Origin of the sequence: Campylobacter concisus (genome assembly GCF_902460575.1) — a bacterium.
GTDB classification, from domain to species: domain Bacteria; phylum Campylobacterota; class Campylobacteria; order Campylobacterales; family Campylobacteraceae; genus Campylobacter_A; species Campylobacter_A concisus_AW.
Genome location: NZ_CABPUY010000001.1, coordinates 691,988 through 714,456, shown reverse-complemented (window position 1 = coordinate 714,456; position 22,469 = coordinate 691,988). Strand labels below are relative to the sequence as shown.

Sequence of the window (22,469 nt, the reverse complement as noted above, 5' to 3'; positions counted from 1 at the left end):
GGCTAAACTCTCGCCCAAAAATAAGCAAAATAAAAGGTTAAATTTGAAAAGACTTAGTGTAAATGAAGCCATCGATCTTATAGAAAATGCACCGCTTTACGAGCTTGGCAAGATGGCGCTAGCTAGAAAAAAAGAGCTTCATCCAGAGGGTATTACGACCTTCATCGTAGATCGCAACATCAACTATACAAATGTCTGCTGGGTGGATTGTAAATTCTGCGCATTTTACCGCCACGCAAAAGAGGAAGACGCTTATGTGCTAAGTTTTGAGGAGATCGGCAAGAAGATCGAGGAACTAATCGCCATCGGCGGCACGCAAATTTTGTTTCAAGGCGGTGTTCATCCAAAGCTAAAGATCGAGTGGTACGAGGAGCTTGTAAGTTACATCAGCAAGCACTATCCAAGCATCACGATACATGGTTTTTCGGCAGTTGAGATCGACTACATAGCAAGAGTTTCAAAAATTTCTACAAAAGAGGTCTTAAGGCGCCTAAACGAAAAGGGTTTATACTCGATGCCAGGGGCTGGAGCGGAGATATTAAGCGACAGAGTGCGTGACATCATCGCCCCTAAAAAATGTGGCACCGCAGACTGGCTTCGCATACACAAAGAGGCGCACGAGCTTGGCATGAAGACGACTGCTACGATGATGTTTGGCACGGTTGAGAGCACCCGCGAGATCGTGGAGCACTGGGAGCATATCAGAAATTTACAAGATGAAACGGCTGGATTTAGAGCATTTATACTTTGGAGCTTTCAAGGGCTAAACACAAAGCTTATGCAAGAATTTCCTGAGATAAAAAAGCAAAGCTCAAACGTCTATCTAAGGCTTCTTGCCGTCTCAAGGCTCTTTTTGGATAACTTTAAAAATATCCAAAGCAGCTGGGTCACGCAGGGCAGCTACGTAGGCCAGCTAGCGCTTCTTTTTGGCGCAAACGACCTTGGTAGCACGATGATGGAAGAAAACGTCGTAAAGGCAGCAGGGGCTAGCTTTAGGATGAATCAAGATCAGATGATCGAGCTTATAAAAGACGTCGGAGAAATTCCAGCTAAACGCAACACAAACTACGATATTTTGGAGAAATTTTAGATGAAAATTTTAGATATCAATGTAAAAAATGTAAAAATTCCAGTCGTTTTTGAAAGCTCAAAAGCGATGCCAGTAGTGAGCCTAAAACTAGTTTTCAAAGCAGCTGGTAGCTCACAAAATGGCAAGCTTGCAGGCCTTGCAAGACTAAGTGCAAATTTACTAAACGAGGGCGATATGAAGCTAGGCTCGGCTAAATTTGCCAAAGAGCTTGAAGTAAGGGCTATTAGCCTAAATGCAAGCTGCGGCTTTGAGACATTTTGCATAGACCTAAACTGCCTAAAAGAGCACTTTGCCTTTGCATGTGGCAAGCTAAAAGAGCTACTACTCGCTCCAAATTTAACAGATGAGATCCTAAATAGGTGCAAAACCGTCACACTTGGCGAGATCGCAGCAAATGAAAACGACTTTGACTACGTGGCAAGGCAGGGGCTTTTTGAGATTTTATACCCAAAAAGCGTACTTTCAGAGCCTAGTATCGGCACGAAAAAGAGCGTAAAAGCGATCACGCTTGAAGATGTGAGGAAATTTTTAAATGAGCATTTAGACCTTTCAAACTTGCTTTGCGTGCTTGGTGGCGACATCGACGAGAAGCAGACAAAAGAGCTTGCTAGCATTTTAGAAATCCTAAAACCTGGCAAGGTGCGAAAGCTAGAGCGCTTTAGCCCAAGCGGCAAGTGCGAAAGCAGCGAGATCATCAGGCAAAGCGAGCAGGCCTACATCTACTTTGGCGCGCCGTTTAATGTAAAACCTGAAGAAAAATACAAGGCCGCAGTGGCGACATTTATTTTAGGCGAGGGTGGCTTTGGCTCGAGGCTCATGGAGGAAATCCGCGTGAAAAGAGGCCTTGCATACAGCGCCTACGCTAGAAATTTGCTAAATCTCTCTTACAGCCAGCTTTACGGCTACATGCAGACAAAAAATGAGAAAAAAGACGAAGCGATCGCCGTTATAAAAGAGGAAATTTTAAAATTTAGTAAAAAAGGCGTTAGCAAGGCCGAGCTTGAGCAGGCGAAGAAATTTCTACTTGGTTCGTTGCCGCTTAGACTTGAGACGCTATTTAAGCGACTTGACATCGCGCAAGGCGAGTTTTATGAGCATGGCGAGCTTGGGGCATTTTTAAAGGATCTGGATAAAATTTCAGCCCTTTCGCTAAGCGAGCTAAATAGCTTCATAAAAGCCCACGCAGAGATCAATCAGCTAAGTTTTTGCGTCCTAAAAAATGAAATTTGAAGCAAGCGACAGAGCAAAACTTCTAAAAATAGGCGTGCTTAGCCTGCTTGACCTTGCTCTCGTGCTACCAAAGGGCTTTGAGGATACTACGATAGCCAAAAGTCCAAGAGAGGGGCAGGTCTGCATAAATGTAAAGATCACTTCGCTCGCCTCGCGCCCTGGCATGCTAACTGCACTTGCCTTTTGTGAGCAGTGGCAAAGTAGCGTAAAGATCGTCATTTTTAACGCAAAGTCTTGGCACTACGGCGCTTTTAAGACGGGCAAAGAGATGGCGATATATGGGCTTTGCTCCTACGCCTTTGGCTCGTGGCAGATCGTAAATCCAAAGATCACCACAAAAATAGGCCAGATCGTGCCTAAATTTAAGACCGAGCTAAAAGACGAAGAGCTAAAAAAACTCATCTTAAAATATCTAAATTTACAAAATTTAATGGCCGAGGGCTTAAACGAAAAAGAGGCTAAATTTCTAGCTGATTTGCAGCGGCTAGACGAGCAAAGCGTGCAAATTTTATACCGCCTAAAAAATGATGGCGAGGGCATTGAAATTTTAAAATTTGTAGAAATTTTTAACTACATAAAGAAGCTAAGTGCGAAAAAAACCTACTTTAAAAGCCCAAAAATCAAGCTTTTTGACATAAACTCTTGGCTTAAGAGCCTGCCATTTACGCCGACAAATGATCAGATAAATGCCATAAATGACATCAGAGACGACCTTGCTGCCACGCAGGCAAAAAGGCGCGTCATAATGGGCGACGTGGGAAGCGGCAAGACGCTTGTTATCCTAGCAGCAGCTCTTAGTGTCTATCCGCAAAGTGCCATTTTGATGGCGCCAACAAGCATCTTAAGCGAGCAAATTTATAATGAAGCAAAGAGGCTTTTGCCTGCTTTTATGAATGTGATGCTGGTGCGAAGCGGGGAGAAAAAGATAGACTTTAGCGGGGTAAATTTGATCGTTGGCACGCATGCTTTGCTCTTTCACGAGCTACCAAATTCGCCACTTGTTATGGTCGATGAGCAGCACCGCTTTGGCTCAAATCAGCGCAAAAAGATAGAAGAGCTTGCCTCAAACAAGAACGAGCGAGCAAATTTCGTGCAGTTTTCAGCTACGCCCATACCAAGGACGCTTAGTCTTATTCAGTCTGAGATCGTAAATTTTAGCTTTTTAAAGCAGATGCCGTTTAAGAAAAATATAATGAGCCAAATTTTAGGCGCTAGCGAGTTTGGCTATCTGCTAACTCACATCAAAAAGCAGCTTGCGGGCGGCTTTCAAGTAGCCATCATCTATCCGCTAGTTGAGAGCAGCGAGAGCTCAAACTACCAAGGTCTAAGCGAGGCGCAGGGCTTTTGGCTAAAGAATTTTAAAAATGTCTTCGTCACGCACGGCAAGGACAAAGAAAAAGAGGAGATTTTAAGGCGCTTTAGAGAAGAGGGCGAAATTTTGCTCTCAACCACCGTTGTTGAGGTCGGTATCTCGCTACCAAGACTAAATACGATAGTGATCGTGGGCGCTGAGCGGCTGGGGCTTGCCACGCTTCATCAGCTGCGAGGCAGGGTGGGGCGAAACGGCGGCGATGGATACTGCTTTTTATTTACCAAGCTAAAAGAGGCGCCAGCTAGACTGAAGGAATTTTGCGCGACAAATGACGGCTTTAAGGTGGCCGAGCTTGATCTGAAAAACCGCCAAAGCGGCGACATACTAAACGGCTTTTTTCAGCACGGAGCGACCTTTAACTTCTATGACTACGAGGACGATATCACGCAGGCTGCAAAGGCTAGGGTGGCTGAGCTTAAAAATAAAGCTCAAATTTGATCTTATGGGTTGTGTTAAATTTAGGATAGATGATTGCTTTTGGCTAGGAGGATATAAATTTGCGTCAAATTTATGGCAAGGCCGAAGTTTTCATGGCTGGCTTTAAATTTGATAACGCTATAAGTTTTATGTGGTTAAATTTTAACCCATTATTGCGACTGATCTTGCCAGTCTAGAGCTACCATATCTAAATTTATCTTGCCTAGCAAAATCTAATCTCTCGCAGACTACTTTTTAAAATTTATATGAAATTTGATGTGGCGGGATAAATTTATCCTTTTTATCGCTTACTCCCAAACTCCCATTTTCTCTTTTTTAAATCTTGCTATCATATCCTCATTTCCGCATCGCTCGCTAATCCAAATCCACTCTTTGATATTTTTCGTTAGCCATTCGTTTTTTACTGCGTATTTACAAACAAATAATGCTAGGTTTGCTAAATCTTTTTCGTCACCTTTTGCGTGAAAGGTGTTTTTATTAATTTTGATTAAGTCGCACTGTTTGGCAAGTTTGTCTAAATACTCATAGATCACGTCTAGCTTATACTTTTTCTCTCTTATAACCTTTTCTTCATCGATCACGATCTTTGTGCCTAGTAGTGGGTAAGCCATAGTTTTTCCTTTAAATTTATTTTGCATTTTAGCATTTATGGTTAGTAAATTTAAGTAGAAATTTTTAGATAAAACGACTATCTGCCCTTAAAAATTTAAGAGCAGATAAATTTAGAGTGGATAAGTGAGGCAGCAGTTTCTTTTTACTTCGTCGATGTAGCTCACGTTTAAATTTAGTCCATAAAGCTGGCTTAAATTCTCGCTTCTAATTATCTCATCAACCGTGCCAAATCCAACCTCGCCATCACCTTTTACAAGAGCGACATATCCGCCAAGAAGCACGGCAAAGTCAGGGTTGTGAGTGGTTAGCACAACCGAGTAGCCAAGCTCTTTTAGCCACTTGACGGTGCGTAGGAATTTATACTGGTTGCCAAAATCAAGTGCGCTCGTTGGCTCGTCAAATATGATCATCTTTGGCTGCGCAGCCATCGCACGAGCGATCATACACATCTGCTTTTGACCGCCACTCATCTGCGTGATGAAGCGATCCTCAAGATACTCGATCTCAAGCTTTTTGATGTAAATTCTAGCGATCTCTTCGTCCTCTTGGCTAGGTCTTGCAAAGATACCAAGGTGCGCCGCGCGTCCCATCGTGATAAACTCAAGCCCTGTGTAGTCATACTCAGTAACCTCGCTTTGCGCCACGTATGCCATGATCTTAGCGCGCTCTTTGTTGCTTAGACTATCTACGTTTTTGCCATCAAGGAAAATTTCTCCAGAAACTGGCTTTAGTGAGCCGCTTATTAAGCCTAAAGTTGTTGATTTGCCAGCTCCGTTTCGACCAAGAATGGTTAAAATTTCCCCAGCGCCTATTTTTAAATTTACATTTTCTAATTTGCCAGCCCCATTTGGGTAGCTAAAGTTTAAATTTCTAACTTCAAGCATCATGCAACCTTTTTATTTCGCCATAAAACCCAGACGAAAAATACCGTGCCGATAAAGCCAGTAAGTACGCCAAGAGGCACTTCGCTCACGCTTATGCTGCGCGCTAAAGTATCTACAAAAAGCAAAAATATCGCACCCATAAATATGCTTGCAGGCATGCTTTTTATGTTATTTGCGCCAACTAGCATACGCGCTAAGTGAGGCATGAGAAGTCCTACCCAAGCGACTATGCCGCTTATGCAGACGCTGCACGCTGTAAGAAGCGTAGCGCAGATGATGATGACAGCACGCTCAAATGAGACATTTACGCCTAGCCTTGCCGCACTCTCGTCGCCAAGAGATAGCAAATTTATACGCCAGCTCATGGCGATTAGCAAAATGGCGCAGATGATCATCACTGGAGCTATGTATTTTAAGTTGTCACTATCAAGCTTTGCAAGACTACCAAGCTGCCAATAAACAATGTCAGGCAGCTTCGTCTCAGGGTCGGCGACATACTTTAAAAAGCCGATAACTGAGCCCATAAGGCCACTTACGATGATACCAGAAAGAACTAGCATAAGCGTGCTCGTGCGCCCCATCATCTTTGGTATGGCTAGCGTGATAGCAACGGCTGCTAGGCCAAAGCCAAAGGCAAAAGCCTGCACCCAAAATAGCGATAGATCAAAGATGATAGCAGTGGCTGCTCCCACGCAAGCGCCCGCTGAAACGCCTAGAAGATCAGGGCTAACTAACTGGTTTTTAAAGACGCCTTGATAGGCCGCACCGCTCACGCTAAGAGCAGCTCCAACAAGGATAGCTGCGATGATGCGTGGGATGCGTAAATTTTCTATCACGTTTGTGATGTTGCTAGCTGCGCCATCTCCAAAACCAAAGCTGTGAGCCAGCACGCTAAAGACGTCGTTAAATGGTATGTAAAATCTACCAACGCCCAGTGCGACAAAGGCGCAAAGAAGCGTTAGTAGAGCTAAAAAGATAACAACTATTGAAAAATTTGCGTTTTTCATATCTTACTTGCTGCTACCGTCTGGATTTAGACCTTTTAGGATATAGCCGTACTCTGTATCGCTAAGATCATGATTTAAGAACTCTTTATAAAATTCTTTTGTTTTTGCTTTTATATCGACATCTTTAAATAGATCTGGTTGGATAGTCTTTGCTGCCCATAAAATTTGAAGCACGTTTTCAGCGCCATATCTATCCCAGCTAAATACACCTTTTGGGTTACCATAAACTTTGCCGTTTTTAACAGCATTTGAGCCAGAGAATGCAGGGTGCTCTTTTATCTTTTTGATCTGTGCGTCTGTGTCATTGCCGCCAACGATGATGATATCAGGATTTGCATTGATGATCTCTTCTGCGCTAACTTCGATCATTGAGCCCTCAGTTTGGATAGCATTTACACCGCCACCTAGCTTGATCCAAGTGTTTTGGATAGTGTTTGTACCATCAATTTTTAGCAAATTCGCTCCGCCAAGAAGGTGAAGTACTTTTGGACGTTTAGCGTCAGGGATGTTTTTTGTTCTTGCTGTTACAAACTCAGAGTTATCGTGGATTTTATTAGCAAGTTTTTCAGCTTTTTTTCTAGCATCATCAGTCCCTATGACTTCAGCTGTTGCGTAGATGCTTTTCTCCATATCTGGATAGTCTCTAAAGATCAAATTTACAGCACTAAAGCCGTTTTTGATAAGTTCGTCTTGGTAGTTTTTGCTTGATACCACGATAACATCAGGTGCAAGCTTAACAAGCTCTTCGATCTGAAGGTCTTTGCCGTTTAGTGCAGCTGGCAAATTTTTAAGTTTTGGATAGACGTGCTCAAACCACTTGTTGGTTTTGATCAGATCAGTTGTGGCTACAACCTTATCCATACCGCCAAGTGCTAGGATGATCTCGTTGTTTGCATTCCACAGTGCTGCGATCTTCTCAACCTTCTCAGGCACGCTTACTTTGACGCCTTTCATATCTGTGATGCTTCTAGCAGACTCAGCAGCGCTTAGGCTAAGAGCTGCAAAAAGTGAAGCAACAAGGCCTATTTTAGCCACTTTGTGCATGAAATTCATTTGCATATTTTTTCCTTTTTTCGTGTGAAATAGTTTGGTTGATATATTACTGCTATTTACATTAATGTTATGTAAAATTTGCATGTTCATTGTGAAAAAATTGCATATTTTGTAAATTCATATAAAGCTAATAGGATAAATATTCTCTTTTTATTGACATATGTCATTAGTCACTATTTTGAAATGAGATAAACTTTCTCCTAAATTTTAAAAAAGGAGAATTAATGCGTGAATACAAAAGATACTGGCTCGCACTCGTTGCTGTGCTGGTAGTTTGCTTTAGTATTTTAGGCTACTACGGCGTTGAGGTTTATAGAAATTCGCCTCCAGTTGTAAATTTCACTGACGAAAATGGCAAGGTTGTGATCGACAAAGAGAGCATCTATAAAGGTCAAGAAGCTTGGCAAAGCATAGGCGGTATGCAAGTTGGCTCTGTTTGGGGGCACGGGGCATATCAAGCGCCTGATTGGAGTGCGGACTGGCTTCACAAAGAGCTAGTTGCCTTTTTAGAGATCAAAGCTGATGAAATTTATCATCTAAAATACTCCGATCTAAACGCCGAGCAAAAAGCAAATTTAAAGGTTTTGCTCAAAAAAGAGTATAGAGAAAATAGCGTAAAGGACGATAAATTTGTGCTAAGCGCTGATAGGCTAAAGGCAATAAGTCAAGTAGCTGGCGAGTATGCTGCGCTTTTTGGTAATGACCCTAAATTTAAGCCTTTAAGAGAAGCTTATGCGATGAAAGAAAATACGCTTCCAAATGCTAGCGACAGAGCTGATCTAAACAACTTCTTTTTCTGGTCAGCCTGGGCGACAGCGACAAACAGACCTGGTAGCGAGGCAACCTATACAAACAACTGGCCGCACGAACCACTAATCGATAACGTGCCAACAAGTGAGAATGTCTTTTGGTCGATTGCAAGCGTCGTGATACTTCTAGCTGGCGTTGGCTTCCTTGTTTGGTTTAGCTCATTTTATGGCAAAAAAGACGATGAAAAGCTTGAGCCTATCAGTGAAGATCCACTTAAAAAGCTAAATTTAACACCATCACAAAAGGCGCTTAAAAAGTATCTCTTTGTCACGCTGGCGCTATTTGCGTTTCAGATTTTAATAGGTGGTTTTACAGCTCACTACACAGTCGAAGGACAAGAATTTTATGGCATAAATTTATCAGCCTACATCCCTTATTCGCTTGCTAGAACATGGCATATACAAGCTAGTATCTTCTGGATAGCGACTGGATTTTTAGCGGCTGGACTATTTTTAGCTCCGATCATAAATGGCGGCAAGGATCCAAAATTTCAAAAGCTTGGTGTTGATCTGCTATTTTATGCGCTACTTATCCTTGTAGTTGGTAGTTTTGTGGGCGAATATCTAGCTATCGCAAACATCATGCCTATAAATTTAAGCTTCTGGCTTGGACATCAAGGCTATGAATATATCGATCTTGGACGTGTTTGGCAGATCATTTTGTTTGTCGGTCTTGTCATCTGGATGCTTCTGCTTCTTCGTGGATTTGCAGGTGGCTTTAAAAACAAAGGCGATAAAAATTTACTAGCTATCTTTGCTATGTCAGCGGTTGCGGTTGGCTTATTTTACGGAGCAGGGCTATTTTATGGACAAAGGAGTCCATTGCCAGTGATGGAGTACTGGCGCTGGTGGGTTGTACACCTTTGGGTTGAGGGCTTTTTTGAGGTATTTGCGACGGCTTCACTCGCCTTTGTCTTTGTCTCACTGGGGCTTGTCTCAAAAAGATTTGCGACATTTCAAACGCTTGCAAGTGCGTCACTCTTTATGATAGGCGGCATCCCAGGCACATTTCATCACCTCTACTTTGCAGGCACCACAACGCCTATAATGGCTATTGGCGCTAGCTTTTCAGCGCTTGAGGTCGTGCCTTTAGTCTTGCTTGGAGCTGAGGCGTATGAGCACTACAAACTTCAGTTTGCTCAAAGCTGGGCTAAAACGCTTAAATGGCCGCTTTACTGCTTCATCGCAGTTGCCTTTTGGAATATGCTAGGCGCTGGCGTATTTGGATTTTTGATAAATCCTCCAATCTCGCTATTTTACATCCAAGGGCTAAATACAACGCCAGTTCATGGACACGCAGCGCTATTTGGCGTTTATGGATTTTTGGCACTTGGCTTTGTCTGGCTTGTGGCTACTTATCTATATAAAGGGCAAGAATTTGATGAAAATTTAATGAAAGTTGGCTTTTGGGGGCTAAATGCAGGACTTATGCTAATGATCGTGCTTTCACTGCTTCCAATAGGCATCTATCAAGCATTTGCAAGCCTAGATCAAGGTATGTGGTATGCTAGAAGTGCTGAGCTTTTACAGCAGTCACACTTGCAAAATTTAAGATGGCTAAGAATGCTTGGCGACACGATCTTGATAATCGGTGGCATCTGCTTCTTTGCTCAGCTTTTAAAATTTATGCTTAACAAAAAGGCTTAAATTTATGGGGGCGCTTTGCCCCTTTGTTTAAGCTATCTTTTCATAAAATAGCGCAAATTTAAAGGATAGAAATGATCAAATTTATAAAAAGAATTTGCGTTAGTTTTGTCGTGCTTTTGCACCTGTTTTTGGCTCTTGTGGTTGATTATTCATTCCCACACTACGCAAGCGTGCAGATAACTGGCGGTGACGTAAAACGCATGGACAAAGATGGCATCATAGACGCTAAAAACCCAGCCGATGGGCCAGTTAGAGATGTCTATTTTATCTACGCAAAAGATGCGCAAAATGACCAAAAGGTGATGGCTTATAGAAACGAAGATACGGCGTGGGGCTTTCCATTTTATTTTAAATTTAACTCAGCTGACATCCAAGCCAAGGCTCAAGGCTTTGCAAATAGCGACAACAACGTCACTATCAAGTACTACGGATATAGAATTTCTATGCTAAATGAGTTTAGAAACGTGATCTCGATAAAAGATAGCGGCACAAGTACTAGCTGGCCTATCGCTAGCTACGTGCTTTACTTCATCTTATTTATCTCGCTTGTTATCTGGATAAGAAAGATAAACAAGGCCTTTGCGCCAAAAGTTGAAAATTTAGAGACGAAAAAAGAGAGTGTTTAAAACATGGGCTAGATCAGCCCTTTTTGTTTATTAGATCAATGAGCCTAACGTCCTCGCTTCTTACGATTAGGCTCTTTGGCAAGTTAAATTTAGCTATCACTTCGCACTCTTTCTCTCTCATCTGCCCGTCGTCTTTTTCGTGATCATATCCCAAGATATGCAGCAAGCCATGTGTGAAAAGTAGCGCAGTTTCGGCTTCTTCGCTGTGATTTAGTTCGGCTGCTTTTTCTTTTACCATATCTTTGTTTATGACGATTGAGCCAAGTGGGGCGTGTATGACAAGCTCAAGGGGGAAGCTTAAGACGTCGGTGGTTTTATCTATACCACGCTCAGATCTGTTTAGCTCTCTCATCTCATCTTTGTTGATAAATAGAAGCTCAACTTCTCCAGGCGTTAGATATGAGCAAATTTGATCTAAAATTTCTGGATAACTCTCTTCACAAAGTATCATTTTTGGCTTGTCCTTAGTAAAATTTTGTATAATTTTAGCAAATTTAAAGGGCAAAATATGAAAAAAGCAGTTTGTATAATGAGCGGCGGCATGGATAGCACACTTTGCGCTGTGATGGCAAAGAGGGCTGGATATGATGTGGTCGCACTTCATTTTGACTATAATCAAAGGACTATGAAGCGAGAAAAGCGCGCGTTTGACGAGATATGTGAGCGACTGGGCGTGGTTAAAAAGATAAATTTAGACGTTAGCTTCATCGCTCAAATAGGCGGAAATTCGCTAACTGATGCGAGCCTGCAGATAAGAAAAGATGGCGTTAGTAAGGACGTGCCAAACACCTATGTGCCGTTTAGAAATGGCGTATTTATCTCAATCGCTGCTGCGCTTGCCGAAAAAGAGGGGGCACAGGCGATCTATATAGGCGTGGTAGAGGAGGATAGCTCGGGGTATCCTGACTGCAAAGAGAGCTTTATAAAAAGCATAAATGAGGCGATAAATTTAGGCACATCGGCTGATTTTTCTTGCGAGATCATCACGCCACTTGTAAATTTAAGCAAGGCTGATATCGTCTCAAAGTCGCTTGAGCTTAATTCACCAATAGAGCTAACATGGAGCTGCTATGAGAGCGAGGACGAGGCGTGTGGGCTTTGTGATAGTTGCAGGCTAAGGCTAAATGGCTTTAAAAAAGCAAATGCCGTTGATAAAATTCCTTATAAAAAGTGAAATCTGCTTTGAAATTTAAAAGCTAGCTACTATAAATTTAGCAGCTAGCCTAAAATTTACTCTAAATTTAGCTCACTTATCTGCTTTGCAAGCTTCTCTTTGTACTCTTTTAGAGAAGTTTTTATGATGTTTGAAAAGTCATCATTTGTCACCAGAAAATAAAACTCAGAGCGTTTTAGCTCAGTCTTTATCTCTTTGTCTTTGACACTTAAGAGCGTGTCTATATCCATATTTAGCCCAACCTTGCTAAAACCAAGAGCTATATAAGACCAAAATTTATCTATCTTAGCGCTTGCGGTGAGCGTGTTTTCATCGATTAGGCTTTTGTCTTTTACGATCTGGTAGCCATTTTCTATAAAAGCCTCTTCTATGCGCGATCTTAGCACCGAGCTCACGTTTTGGTTGTTTTCTAAAATAACGTTCCACAGCCCTTTGCCATAGCCGTTTCTGGTTCTACCGATGTATTTTTGTTTCTCTTTTGCGCTAACTTCATTTACATTGTGCTTATATAAAGATGGGGTGCTTGCTTGTTTTGGGTCGTTTTCAAAGGCTCTTACATCTTTGACGCTTTCGATGTAAATTTTTGTCTTTTTGCTAATGCTTGAAGGTGCTTGCTCGTCTGGCAAACTCACAAATATCCCCTTTGGAGCGCAGCCACAAAGCATAAAAGCGGCAAATATCGCTAGTAATAAATTTTTCATTTTCATCCTTTTAAATAAATTTCAAATGTAAATCGTTTTTTTGTAAATTTATTTAACTCTTTGTGACAAATTTCAAATTTATATTTTGATATCCATAATCATAAAATCTTAAACTTAACAATTAAAATTTAAATTTAACTTTTCTTGACTACTATCAAGCAAAATGACTAGCCACCTAGGATAAAATCCGCTTAAATTTTTAAATTTACAAGGAGAGACGATGAAAGATATGAAGATGTTTTGCCATCAGTGCGAGATGAGTGCTGAGGATGGATGCGGTGCAAAGGGCCAGCCTATGGGCACCTGTGGCAAGAGCGACACACTAGCGCTTTTGCAAGATACGATGGTTTTTGGCTTAAAAGGCCTTAGCGCATACCGCCACCACGCGCACGAGCTTGGCGCTGATACTAGCAACGTTGATCGCGTTATGGCTGATACGCTTTATTTCACGCTTACAAACTCAAATTTCAACTTCGATGAGCACATCAAACAGCTTCTTGAAGTAGGCGGTGCTGGCGTTGAGGTGATGAACCTACTAAGCGAGGCTCACACGGCTAAATTTGGCATCCCAACACCAGTTAGAGTGAGCCAAAACAAGGTCGAGGGCAAGGCGATCTTAGTAAGCGGCCACAACCTGCACGCTCTAAAAGCGCTACTTGAAGCGACAAAAGATAAGGGCATCAACATCTACACTCACTCAGAGATGCTTCCAGCTCACGGATACCCAGAACTACGCAAGTACAGCCACCTAAAAGGCAATGTCGGCAAGGCGTGGTTTGACCAAACTAAGCTATTTAACGAATTTAAGGGCGCGATACTAATGACAACAAACTGCATCGTGCCATTACGCTCAAACTGCACATACGCTGACAGGCTATTTGGCTACTCGATCGCAGGCACAAACGGCGTAAAACACATCGAAAACGACGACTTCACTCCACTTATCGAGTGCGCACTAGCCTGTGGCGACGTTAGCGGCTTTGATAGCGACGAGAGCCTAGTAACTGGCGGCCACTACAAGACTATCCTAACTTTAGCCCCACAAATTTTAGAGGCGATCAACTCAGGCAAGATCCGCAGATTTTTCGTGATCGCTGGCTGTGACGCACCTGGCAAGGGACGTGAGTACTATAGAGAGCTAGCTGCTAGCCTTCCAAAAGACTGCGTCATACTTACTTCAAGCTGTGGTAAATTTAGATTTAACGACATCGACTTTGGCAACGTCCCAGGCACCGAGCTACCACGCTACATCGACCTTGGCCAGTGTAACGACAGCAACGGCGCAGTTAAGATCGCCCTAGCTCTAAGCGAGGCAACAGGCATCGCAGTAAATGACCTACCAGTTTCTATCGTGCTAATGTGGATGGAGCAAAAAGCGGTCATCATCTTGCTAGCACTATTTAGCCTTGGTATCAAAAATATCAACGTAGGACCAAGCTTGCCTAAATTTTTCAATGAAGAGATCATAAATTTCTTAGTGGATAAATTTAACGTTAGACCAATTAGTGGCGACGCTCAAGCTGATCTAAAATATTTTTTGGGTGAGTAAAAAAACTGCCAGGGCTTAGGCTCTGGCTCTAAATTTAAAAGAGTCCGCTTTGCTCTTTGCTTTGGCTTAGGCTATCAAGCAGATCCTCTTTTTTGCAAAGCACAAGGGCATAGACGAAATTTTGTAGCTCTTTTATCTCGTCTAAATTTTCATAAAAAATGGCGTTTTCAACCTTTAGCGTGCTATCTTTTGGCAGGCAAAATTTAAGCTCGCTTTCGCTGAAATTTCGCCTTAGAAATATGCTTTCAGTCAAAAATAGCTCCTCGTCTTCTTCAGCTATCACCGCTCTAAAACTGCTACCAAAACCAACTGGCTTAAAGTCTTTGTCGATAAAGACTGGGTCAAAGTGCGATGAAATTCTGCTTTCTGTTACTTTAAAGCCGATATTATTTTTCTTAAGATAGCCAAGAAGTCCGCAAAACATTCCAGCAAAAACCCTTGGAATGCTTAAATTTTGATAGTATTTGTCATCGTAAATGAGCGTTGTAAAAAAGATTGAGCTTGGATTTAGCACGCTTATATTTGTGTCAGTCCATGCTGTCTCGTAAAGAAGCGAGAGCCTTTGAAGTATCCTCGTATCGTCGCTAAAAAATGTGTCAAACAAATTTGCATGGAAAATTTTATAAAAAAGCTCGGTTAAATTTTCAGGTATGACGTGGGCGTTTTTTTCAAGGTGCGACTTCTCTAAAAGCGCTTTTATGAAGGGATTGACCGCGCAAAATTTGATATTTTTGTGGATCGCTTCAAAGCGCATAAGCTTGATGATAGCCGTTTGCAGGCTTGCTACCTTGATAAAGGCTATCTCATCGTCGCTTGGCGTGATATCTTCTTCGCTAATGATAGCGTAGGCGCCTTGCTTTATCGCAGGTGCGATCTGATCGCTTTGCGTGGCGATGAGAGCGTAGCCTCGTTTTATATTTTTGGCCTCAAACGCGAAGCTAGTCACGCTTGAGATGCTTGGGTTGTTTAAAATTTGCCCATTTATTATGTGGGTTAAATTTTCTATCGTCATTTAGCCAACGATCGCGCCATTTTTGACCTTGCCCTGCGTGCTAAGAAGCGTTAGCGAGCCGTCTGATGCGCTTAGGATCATGCCTTGCGAGACATATTTTTTCATCATCGTTCGCTCTTTTAAATTTGCTAAAACGCAAACTTGCTTGCCTACAAGCGAGCTAGGCTCGTAGTATTTGGCGATGCCAGATAAAATTTGACGTGGCTGCTCCTCGCCAAGATCTATCTTAAATTTAAGCAGTTTATCGCTACCCTCGACCCTTTCGCACTCAAGCACTTCGCCTACTTTTATCACAATTTTGGCAAAGTCATCGATACTAATGATCTCCTCTTTTTTCTCCTCTTTTGGCTCAGCTTTTGCCTCTACTTTTGGCCTTTCTTTTAGGTCTCTTGCCTCGCCCATTAGCTCTTTTTCTATCCTTGGAAAGAGTGGCTCAGTAGCTTTTGCTACAAAATTTGAAATTTCATTTTTTAAGACAAGAGTTTCATAAGAAGCCGTGTCTATGCTAAAGCCAAGCGTGTCAGCTATCTTGGCGCAAGTTTTTGGCATAGCTGGGCTAAGTAGTATCGCCACTTTTGCAAGTAAATTTGCGCAAAGTGCCACAAGTGCGTTTGCCTCGTCATTTTTGCCAGCTTTTACAAGCGACCATGGCTCATACTTCGCAACGGCTGCGTTTGCGAGAGTTACAACCTTCCAAAGATCCTCTAAATAGCGGTTTGTAGATAAATTTTCTAAATTTTTAATAGCCTCATCAAGATAGCCTTTCGCCTCATCTAGCTCGGATTTGTGAAATTTGATCACGTCTTTTGAGTCGATTTTATAGTCACTATACTTTGCGCTCATGCCAACTATGCGGCTTAGCAGGTTACCAAGTCCGTTACCAAGCTCTGAGTTTATGCGCTCGATCAAGGCTTTTTGGCTGTAGTCGCCATCTTGTCCAAACGGCACCTCTCTAAGCAAAAAGTATCTGAAATTTTCAAGTCCATAGGCGTTTGCGACCTCTCTTGGGTTTATGACGTTGCCCTTGCTTTTGCTCATCTTTTCGCCATCTATCGTCCACCAGCCGTGTGCTGCGACGTGTTTTGGCAGTGGCAAGCCAAGGCTCATCAAAAATGCCGGCCAATAAACTGCGTGAAAGCGCAAGATATCCTTGCCAACGATGTGTGTCGTATGCGGCCAAAGGTCCATTCTAGCGTTATCTCTTGAGTATCCTAGCGTTGTTAGGTAGTTTATGAGTGCGTCAAGCCAGACGTACATAACGTGTTTGTTGTCATTTGCGCTCTTTGGTAGCTTTATGCCCCAGTCAAAGCTCGTCCTTGTCACAGAGAGGTCTTTTAGTCCGCCTTTTACAAAGCTTATGACCTCATTTTTCTTGCCCTTTGGGATGACGCAAAGTTCGTCGTTTTCGTACCATTTTAAAAGTGCGTCTTCATATTTTGAAAGCTTAAAAAAGTAGCTCTCTTCTTTAACCAAAGATGTCACACGTCCGCAGTCTGGACAGCGGTTGTCCTCAAGTAGGTCTCTTTGGTTAAAAAATGTCTCGCAGCTAACACAGTAAAAGCCTTCGTACTCGCCCTTGTAGATATCGCCGTTTGCTTGCATCTTTTCAAAGACATTTTGCACGGTTTGCTTGTGCTCTTCGTCGGTTGTCCTTATAAAATGGTCGTAGCTTATCTCAAATTCATCCCAAAGCGATCTAAATTTGCCACTGATCTCGTCTGCGTACTCTTTTGGTGTCTTGCCTCTAGCGCGAGCTGCCTGCTCGATCTTTTGACCATGCTCGTCTGTGCCAGTCATGAAGTAGGTATTTTTGCCTTGCAAGCGGTTAAATCTAGCTAGTGTATCAGCGATGATAGTCGTGTAGGCGTGACCGATGTGTGGCACGTCATTTACGTAATAAATCGGAGTAGTTATATAAGCTTTTTCTTTCATATTTTTCCTTTAAATTTAAAAATCAAATCCGCCGTCACTGCCGGTGTTGCCTTTTGACATCGAGTTGTAGCAGCTATTTACATACTCTATCCTCGTCTCGCAGTCAAAAAATGCCTCGCAGTTAAAACAGCTTTTGCGCCCTTTTTGCTCTTGACACTCTTGCATGATTTTAGCCTTTTGTTTTAGGGCTAGCTCAAATGCGTCAAGTGGCTCGTTTGCTTGTGATTCTTGCATTATTTTTGCTCGTAAAATTTATGCAAAAGTGAAATTTCATCACGTGAGCCAAAGAAGCATGGCGTAGTTTGGTGAATTTTTTCTATTTTTATATCAAAAAGTGTTTGATTTTTGCCGTTTGAGGTTGCACCTTTTGCATTTTCATATATAAAGGCAAATGGCAACACCTCAAAGACAACCCTTAGCTTGCCATTTGGATGATCGCTCGTTGCTGGATAGCTAAAAAGGCCGCCGCCTTTTAGTAAAATTTGATGCAAGTCGCTTACCATCGCACCTGAGTATCTTAGCCTGTAGCCCTCGTTAAATAGCTCATTTATGAAATTTCTATGCGTTTGGCTCCAGCCTTTTTGCGTAGCTCCAGTAGCGTTTAGCTTGCCTTTTTCTTTTAGCTCAAGCTCTTTTACAAATTTAAACTCACCATCTTTGCCAAGCCTATAAAATTTAGGCAAAGCTCCCTTTTTCTCGGCAATTACGAGCTCAAGTCTTGGACCATAGATGCTGTAAGCCGCGGCTATTAAATTTTCTGGTTTTACCTCGTCTTCGTAGATGCCAAAGATCGAGCCAACAGCGAAATTTACATCAACTAAGCTTGAGCCATCAAGCGGATCATAAGCGATGATAAATTTAGCATTTTTATTTATCTCAAGCTCGTCCTCTTTTTCTTCGCTAATTAGCGCTTTTACGCATGAAAGCTGCTTAAATTTAGCGGTGATGATTTCGTCGCTTTTCACATCAAGCTTTAGCTGGGTGTCGCCAGTTGCATTTTCGTGAGTTGTGTAGCCAAGATCGGCGTATTTTATGACTTCGCTTATCTCTTTTGCGATATCTTTTATCGTATTAAAAATTTGGTTTAGTTCTTGCATTATACAGCCTTTGCATTTTTGATTATCCACGCACAAATGGCGTCTATATCGTCTAAATTTAGATTTGTGATCTCGTATGGGATCTGCTTTTTATAAGTGGCGATCGCGTCTGAAAAGCTAAGATATGCTTCGTCGATCTCGCCCTTAAAGACACTTAGTCTTGGCAGTGGTAGCGTCTTTAGCCCCTCGACCAAGAGCATGTCAAACTCGCCGATCATCCTTATGACCTCGTCTATCTCTTGTGAGCTTTGTGAAAAATAAGTCGTTCTAGTCGGACTCATCACGACTACGTCGGCTCCTGCCTGGGAAAATTTAAAGCTATCCTTGCCTTCAACGTCAAATTTGGCCTTGTCGCCTGGGTCGTGCTTGACTACAACAACCTTTAGCCCATCATCTATAAATTTTTTTGCGACTTTTAAGATAAGCGTCGTTTTTCCGCTATTTGAAGGGCCAGAAAAAGCAATGGCAAGTCTTTTCATAAGAGCCTTTTTCGTTAAAATTTCTTGCGATTATAGCTCATATTGGCTTTAAAATTTATGAGTGAAATTTAAAAAATAAAATGCTAAAATGCGAGAAAATTTAATGTTTTAAGAGTTTTTTATGAGAAAATTTACACTATTTTTTATATTTGTTTTGATGATATTTGGCTGTGCTGATCAAAAAGTGATCGTGCATGAGCCACTAAAAAATGAGCTTTTAGCCTACACAAGCAAGAGCGAGATCATCGATGGCACTGATAGAACGCTCATAATCGCAACCTATCTAAATCCTATATATAACTCAAATTTAGACGAGAGCAAAGAGCACTTTTTAGTAGCCATAAACCCAAAAGAGCATGCGCAAAATTTGAGCAATATAAAGGTAAATGGCGACTCAAATGCCACAAATGCAAGGCTGCTTGATGAAAGTGACGATATGCTTAAATTTGCTGGATTTTCTATGCCTTGGGCGGTTTATTATGAAGTGACCGCACCAAGTAAGCAAAGCGACGATCTCGCGCTTAGTTTCGAAATTTATCAGTCAAAGCCGGTTTTGTTAAATTTTCGAAAAGTTGCGAAATCCTTATACTGGAACCATTAAGCGCCATATAGATCACGTAGTTTGCAAGCACCTTCTTGCCGTAGTTTCTAGTCTCAGCCACTGGGACTAGCTCGATCGATAAAAATGGCTCAAATTTACCTTCTTTAAACATATCATCTTTAGTGATGACTTTTTTGGTAAAACCGATACCGCCGTTATACGCGTAGGCCGTAAAGAGCGGATGGTAAAGAAATTTATCAAGGTAGTTTAGGTGGTGATTTGCAAATTTAAATGCGACATCAGTTTTAAAAAGATCGTCTTGGTCAAAATTTGGGATTTTTAGCTCTTTTTTGCCGATCGCATTTGCAAGAAATGGCATAAACTGCATCATACCAAGGGCGTAAGAGGTAGAAACGACGCTTGGGATAAAGAGGCTCTCTTGTCTTGCTAGTGCGTATATCATTGACTTTCGCTCAGTGCTGATGCCTTCAAGCTCAGGCGAGTTTGGCATCAAAAAGTACTGCTTCTCCCAGCCATGCGCCTTTTGCATGAAGTATGCGTATGCGCCGATGCTCTCGTTTGTGTAAAATTTCATAGCAAATTCGCTTGCTTGCGTGGCGTTCATATCCTTTGCAAGGGCTGCGGTTTTATTCCATAAAAATGGATCGCTCACGTCAAAATTTTCTATATTTTGCTTGCTGGGCCTTGGCACGATCACTTCAAGTGGCTCGCCACCGACCAAATCTCTTGCGTAAAGTGAGTAGATATTTGCATCTTTGCTAGCACTTAGCTCTTTTAAAAAGCTCTCATTGCCGCTTAGCTCATACTGCCAAAAGGTTGCATTATCCCTTTGCCAAGCCCTATCAAAGGTGTTTTTGGCTCTTGTGAAAAAGCTAAATGCAACGTCATTTTTACCAAGCAAGATGGCGTTTAGCCCAAGTGTGAATGCATCGCTCTTTTCAGTTACAGCTGGATCTATGCTAAGTAAATTTCTTCTAAAGCCTTCATATTTTTTATTAAATACGACATCGTTTAATAAATTTGTAAAGCCCTTTTGCATGTAGAGCTTGTTCATAAAATTCGCTTCAAAATTTACGCTAAAAAGAGCACTTTTACTTTGCGGACTTGAAGCGTTAAAAAGCTCTAAAAAGCTCTTTGTATCGTTTGCATTTGCAAAGCTAAGAGCTGGGTTTGGCTCGTTTAAAGTGCGTAAAATTCTAGCTTTTTCTGGATTTGTGCTTGCAAGATTTGCCGCTAAAATTTCACGAGTTTTGCTATCAAGTTTTAGAGAAAAGCTCATCGTTGTTAGTAAATTTTGGCAAGCCAAGCTAACACTTGTGATGTTGTTTGCGTTTATGCCAGGACACTTGCTAGGGGCTGCTTTGGGAGGTAAAATTTTATTGATTGATTTTTGAACTAAGCCACTTTTTCTAAAAACGTCGCGTGAAAGCTCAGCTATCTGCTCCTTTGTGTAGCTGCCTTCGTTTATAAGGCGGTTTATATAGTAGTCTTTTGCAAGGCTTTTTGGCTCGTTTTTTAGCTCCTCATAGGTGTAAATTTTAGCTAAAAGAGCAACGCAGGCTAAAGAGAGGATACTAAAGTGACGCAGCAAAAACAAATAAAAGCCTTATTAAAAATTGATCTATGAGTTGAAGTGCTAAAAGCACGATAAGTGGGGCAAAGTCGATACCGTTAAATTCTGTTTTGATGTAGCGTCTTATGAAGCTATAAACAGGATCAGTCAGCCTATAAAGCTGCACGACTGGCGAGCTAGGATCAGGCTTGACCCAGCTAATGAGAGCCGCTGCGATGACGATCCACGTATATACCGTGATGATAAGATGCAAAATGTTTGCGACCGCTGAAAATAGGGTGGAAAGTATCATTTTTGCTCCTAGATTAAAATTTTGCCTAGATCATCTTTGATGAGCGGATAGAGCTCGCTAAGCTCAGGACCGTGAAGGTCGTTTGTAATCAGCGCACGTAGCGGCATGAAAAAGTTTTTACCTTTTAAATTTGTAGCGCTCATAAGCTCTTTTTTAAACTCATCAAATGTTTCGCACGGTTTTAAATTATGAGCTGCTTTTTTGATGATCTCAAATTCATTTTTGTACTCATCTGGAGCTATTTTTGGTGAGTATATAGCCTCTACTTTTGCCTTTATCTCAGGCACTAGTGAGCTCTCTTGAGTGTAAAATTTAACCAGCTCAACCTTGCTATCATCCACGCCAAAGATCTCTTTTATACGCTCTTTTGAAGCAAGTTTGATGTGCTCTCTATTTATCTGCTCAAGTTTTTTCACGTCAAATCTAGCAGGTGAGCGTGAAATTTTGGTTATATCAAACCACTTCACTGCATCTTCTATCGTAAAAATTTCAGTTGGAGTTTTGTTGCCAAGAAGTATCAGATAGTTTGCGATCGCCTCAGGCAAAAATCCCTGCTCAAAGAGCCATTTTACGCTTGATTCGTTCTCACGTTTGCTCATTTTTTTGCCCTCTATATTTAAAAGGATAGGCAAATGCGCGTAGTTCATCTTGCCGGTGTAGCCAAGTCCCTCGCGTATGAGGTCTTGCTTTGGTGTGTTGCTCACGTGATCCTCGCCGCGTATGACAAAGGTCACACCCTCAAGCATATCATCAACTGCGCATGCGAAGTTATAAGTTGGAGTTTTGTCTGCTCTCATGATGACAAAGCTATCAACGGCGTCTGGCTCGAAGCTTAGCTCGCCTTTTATCGCATCTGTAAAGCTCATCGTGCGTGTTGGCTTTTTCATGCGGATGACAAATGGCTTTTCGCAGTTTAAAACTTCTGCGTCGCTTAATCTCTCGCAGGTGCCGTCATATCTATATGCCACGCCTTGCTCTTTTGCTTTTTGTTTTTTTGCCTCAAGCTCTTCTTCAGTGCAAAAGCAAGCAAAGGCCTTTTTATCGATGAGAAGCTTTGATGCAAGCTGTCTGTGGAATTTTAAATTTTCACTTTGGATGTAAATTTGCTCTGGTTTTATGCCAAATTTGCTCAAAATTTCTAAGATATCTTTCTCTTTTCCCTCGATATTTCGCTCTTTGTCGGTATCTTCTATGCGTAAAATAAAGCCACTTTTATCTTGCAAAGAACAAATATAGTTGAAAATAGCAGCACGTAAATTTCCTATGTGCATATCTCCTGTTGGAGAGGGTGCAAAACGATACATAAGCTCATTCCTTACGTTAAATTTGA

The 22,469-nt window shown here is 41.8% G+C and carries 22 protein-coding genes; 8 read left to right on the top strand and 14 right to left on the bottom strand.

All coding sequences use genetic code 11. From position 1 onward, the window contains the following. Positions 1-43: 43 nt before the first annotated feature. From F3G76_RS03555 to recG, 3 genes are read left to right on the top strand one after another with little or no spacing between them, the layout of a single operon-like run. Complete coding sequence (locus F3G76_RS03555) at positions 44-1,090, top strand: dehypoxanthine futalosine cyclase (protein WP_149705942.1); 1,047 nt, start codon at positions 44-46, stop codon at positions 1,088-1,090. Further along, the gene (locus F3G76_RS03550) at positions 1,091-2,320 is read left to right on the top strand and encodes a M16 family metallopeptidase (RefSeq protein ID WP_149705941.1); all 1,230 of its coding nucleotides are present in this window, start codon (positions 1,091-1,093) and stop codon (positions 2,318-2,320) included. After that, positions 2,310-4,130 carry an ATP-dependent DNA helicase RecG gene (recG, locus tag F3G76_RS03545; RefSeq protein ID WP_149705940.1) on the top strand — a complete coding sequence of 607 codons (1,821 nt, stop codon included), beginning with the start codon at positions 2,310-2,312 and terminating at the stop codon, positions 4,128-4,130. The genes F3G76_RS03550 and recG overlap by 11 nt, the downstream gene beginning before the upstream one ends. 287 nt (positions 4,131-4,417) lie before the next feature. Here recG and F3G76_RS03540 read toward each other — a convergent pair whose 3' ends face one another. The 4 genes from F3G76_RS03540 to F3G76_RS03525 form a co-directional block, all read right to left on the bottom strand. After that, on the bottom strand, positions 4,418-4,741 hold the full coding sequence (locus tag F3G76_RS03540; protein WP_149705939.1) for a hypothetical protein: 324 nt from the start codon (positions 4,739-4,741) through the stop codon (positions 4,418-4,420). 111 nt (positions 4,742-4,852) lie between these two features. After that, complete coding sequence (locus F3G76_RS03535) at positions 4,853-5,626, bottom strand: ABC transporter ATP-binding protein (RefSeq protein ID WP_149705938.1); 774 nt, start codon at positions 5,624-5,626, stop codon at positions 4,853-4,855. Further along, positions 5,626-6,633, bottom strand: a complete 1,008-nt coding sequence (locus F3G76_RS03530) for a FecCD family ABC transporter permease (protein WP_021084752.1) — start codon at positions 6,631-6,633, stop codon at positions 5,626-5,628. The genes F3G76_RS03535 and F3G76_RS03530 overlap by 1 nt, the downstream gene beginning before the upstream one ends. A gap of 3 nt (positions 6,634-6,636) precedes the next feature. After that, the gene (locus F3G76_RS03525; RefSeq protein WP_087581093.1) at positions 6,637-7,692 is read right to left on the bottom strand and encodes an ABC transporter substrate-binding protein; all 1,056 of its coding nucleotides are present in this window, start codon (positions 7,690-7,692) and stop codon (positions 6,637-6,639) included. Positions 7,693-7,910: 218 nt separating this feature from the next. Here F3G76_RS03525 and F3G76_RS03520 point away from each other — a divergent pair, with 218 nt between their 5' ends. Together F3G76_RS03520 and F3G76_RS03515 are read left to right on the top strand one after the other, a co-directional pair. Then, entirely contained in the window at positions 7,911-10,142 is a 2,232-nt protein-coding gene (locus tag F3G76_RS03520; RefSeq protein WP_149705937.1) for a nitric-oxide reductase large subunit, read from the top strand. A gap of 71 nt (positions 10,143-10,213) precedes the next feature. Beyond that, entirely contained in the window at positions 10,214-10,768 is a 555-nt protein-coding gene (locus F3G76_RS03515) for a DUF1523 family protein (protein ID WP_149705936.1), read from the top strand. A gap of 13 nt (positions 10,769-10,781) precedes the next feature. Here F3G76_RS03515 and ybeY read toward each other — a convergent pair whose 3' ends face one another. Then, positions 10,782-11,219, bottom strand: a complete 438-nt coding sequence (ybeY, locus tag F3G76_RS03510) for an rRNA maturation RNase YbeY (RefSeq protein ID WP_103585628.1) — start codon at positions 11,217-11,219, stop codon at positions 10,782-10,784. A 24-nt stretch (positions 11,220-11,243) separates the two neighbouring features. Here ybeY and queC point away from each other — a divergent pair, with 24 nt between their 5' ends. Beyond that, positions 11,244-11,942, top strand: coding sequence for a 7-cyano-7-deazaguanine synthase QueC (queC, locus tag F3G76_RS03505; RefSeq protein ID WP_262974840.1), 699 nt, complete (start codon positions 11,244-11,246; stop codon positions 11,940-11,942). 56 nt (positions 11,943-11,998) lie between these two features. On the opposite strand, the gene F3G76_RS03500 is transcribed toward queC, so the two are convergent. Next, complete coding sequence (locus F3G76_RS03500; protein ID WP_149705934.1) at positions 11,999-12,643, bottom strand: flagellar biosynthesis protein; 645 nt, start codon at positions 12,641-12,643, stop codon at positions 11,999-12,001. 220 nt (positions 12,644-12,863) lie between these two features. Here F3G76_RS03500 and hcp point away from each other — a divergent pair, with 220 nt between their 5' ends. Continuing rightward, positions 12,864-14,192, top strand: coding sequence for a hydroxylamine reductase (gene hcp / locus F3G76_RS03495; RefSeq protein ID WP_103615712.1), 1,329 nt, complete (start codon positions 12,864-12,866; stop codon positions 14,190-14,192). Between the two features lie 34 nt (positions 14,193-14,226). Here hcp and F3G76_RS03490 read toward each other — a convergent pair whose 3' ends face one another. From F3G76_RS03490 to mobB, 5 genes are read right to left on the bottom strand one after another with little or no spacing between them, the layout of a single operon-like run. Then, complete coding sequence (locus tag F3G76_RS03490) at positions 14,227-15,204, bottom strand: ferrochelatase (RefSeq protein WP_149705933.1); 978 nt, start codon at positions 15,202-15,204, stop codon at positions 14,227-14,229. Continuing rightward, a complete protein-coding gene (gene metG / locus F3G76_RS03485) occupies positions 15,205-17,136 on the bottom strand; it encodes a methionine--tRNA ligase (RefSeq protein WP_149705932.1) in 1,932 nt (643 codons plus the stop codon). Between the two features lie 15 nt (positions 17,137-17,151). Continuing rightward, a complete protein-coding gene (locus tag F3G76_RS03480; RefSeq protein WP_103595766.1) occupies positions 17,152-17,370 on the bottom strand; it encodes a hypothetical protein in 219 nt (72 codons plus the stop codon). Next, on the bottom strand, positions 17,370-18,233 hold the full coding sequence (locus tag F3G76_RS03475) for a class 1 fructose-bisphosphatase (protein ID WP_002940090.1): 864 nt from the start codon (positions 18,231-18,233) through the stop codon (positions 17,370-17,372). The genes F3G76_RS03480 and F3G76_RS03475 overlap by 1 nt, the downstream gene beginning before the upstream one ends. Next, complete coding sequence (mobB, locus tag F3G76_RS03470; protein ID WP_107915997.1) at positions 18,233-18,712, bottom strand: molybdopterin-guanine dinucleotide biosynthesis protein B; 480 nt, start codon at positions 18,710-18,712, stop codon at positions 18,233-18,235. Before mobB ends, F3G76_RS03475 begins: the two co-directional genes overlap by 1 nt. 121 nt (positions 18,713-18,833) lie before the next feature. Between mobB and F3G76_RS03465 the strand changes: the two genes are divergently transcribed. After that, positions 18,834-19,313: a hypothetical protein gene (locus F3G76_RS03465; protein ID WP_149705931.1), complete on the top strand. Its 480-nt coding sequence runs from the start codon at positions 18,834-18,836 to the stop codon at positions 19,311-19,313. Here the strand turns inward: F3G76_RS03465 and F3G76_RS03460 are convergent. From F3G76_RS03460 to gltX, 3 genes are read right to left on the bottom strand one after another with little or no spacing between them, the layout of a single operon-like run. Next, a complete protein-coding gene (locus F3G76_RS03460; protein WP_149705930.1) occupies positions 19,234-20,871 on the bottom strand; it encodes a lytic transglycosylase domain-containing protein in 1,638 nt (545 codons plus the stop codon). The two genes, F3G76_RS03465 and F3G76_RS03460, sit on opposite strands and share 80 nt — an antisense overlap. Continuing rightward, positions 20,849-21,139, bottom strand: coding sequence for a YggT family protein (locus tag F3G76_RS03455; protein WP_149705929.1), 291 nt, complete (start codon positions 21,137-21,139; stop codon positions 20,849-20,851). Before F3G76_RS03455 ends, F3G76_RS03460 begins: the two co-directional genes overlap by 23 nt. An 8-nt stretch (positions 21,140-21,147) precedes the next feature. Beyond that, on the bottom strand, positions 21,148-22,443 hold the full coding sequence (gene gltX / locus F3G76_RS03450) for a glutamate--tRNA ligase (RefSeq protein WP_149705928.1): 1,296 nt from the start codon (positions 22,441-22,443) through the stop codon (positions 21,148-21,150). Positions 22,444-22,469: the final 26 nt, after the last annotated feature.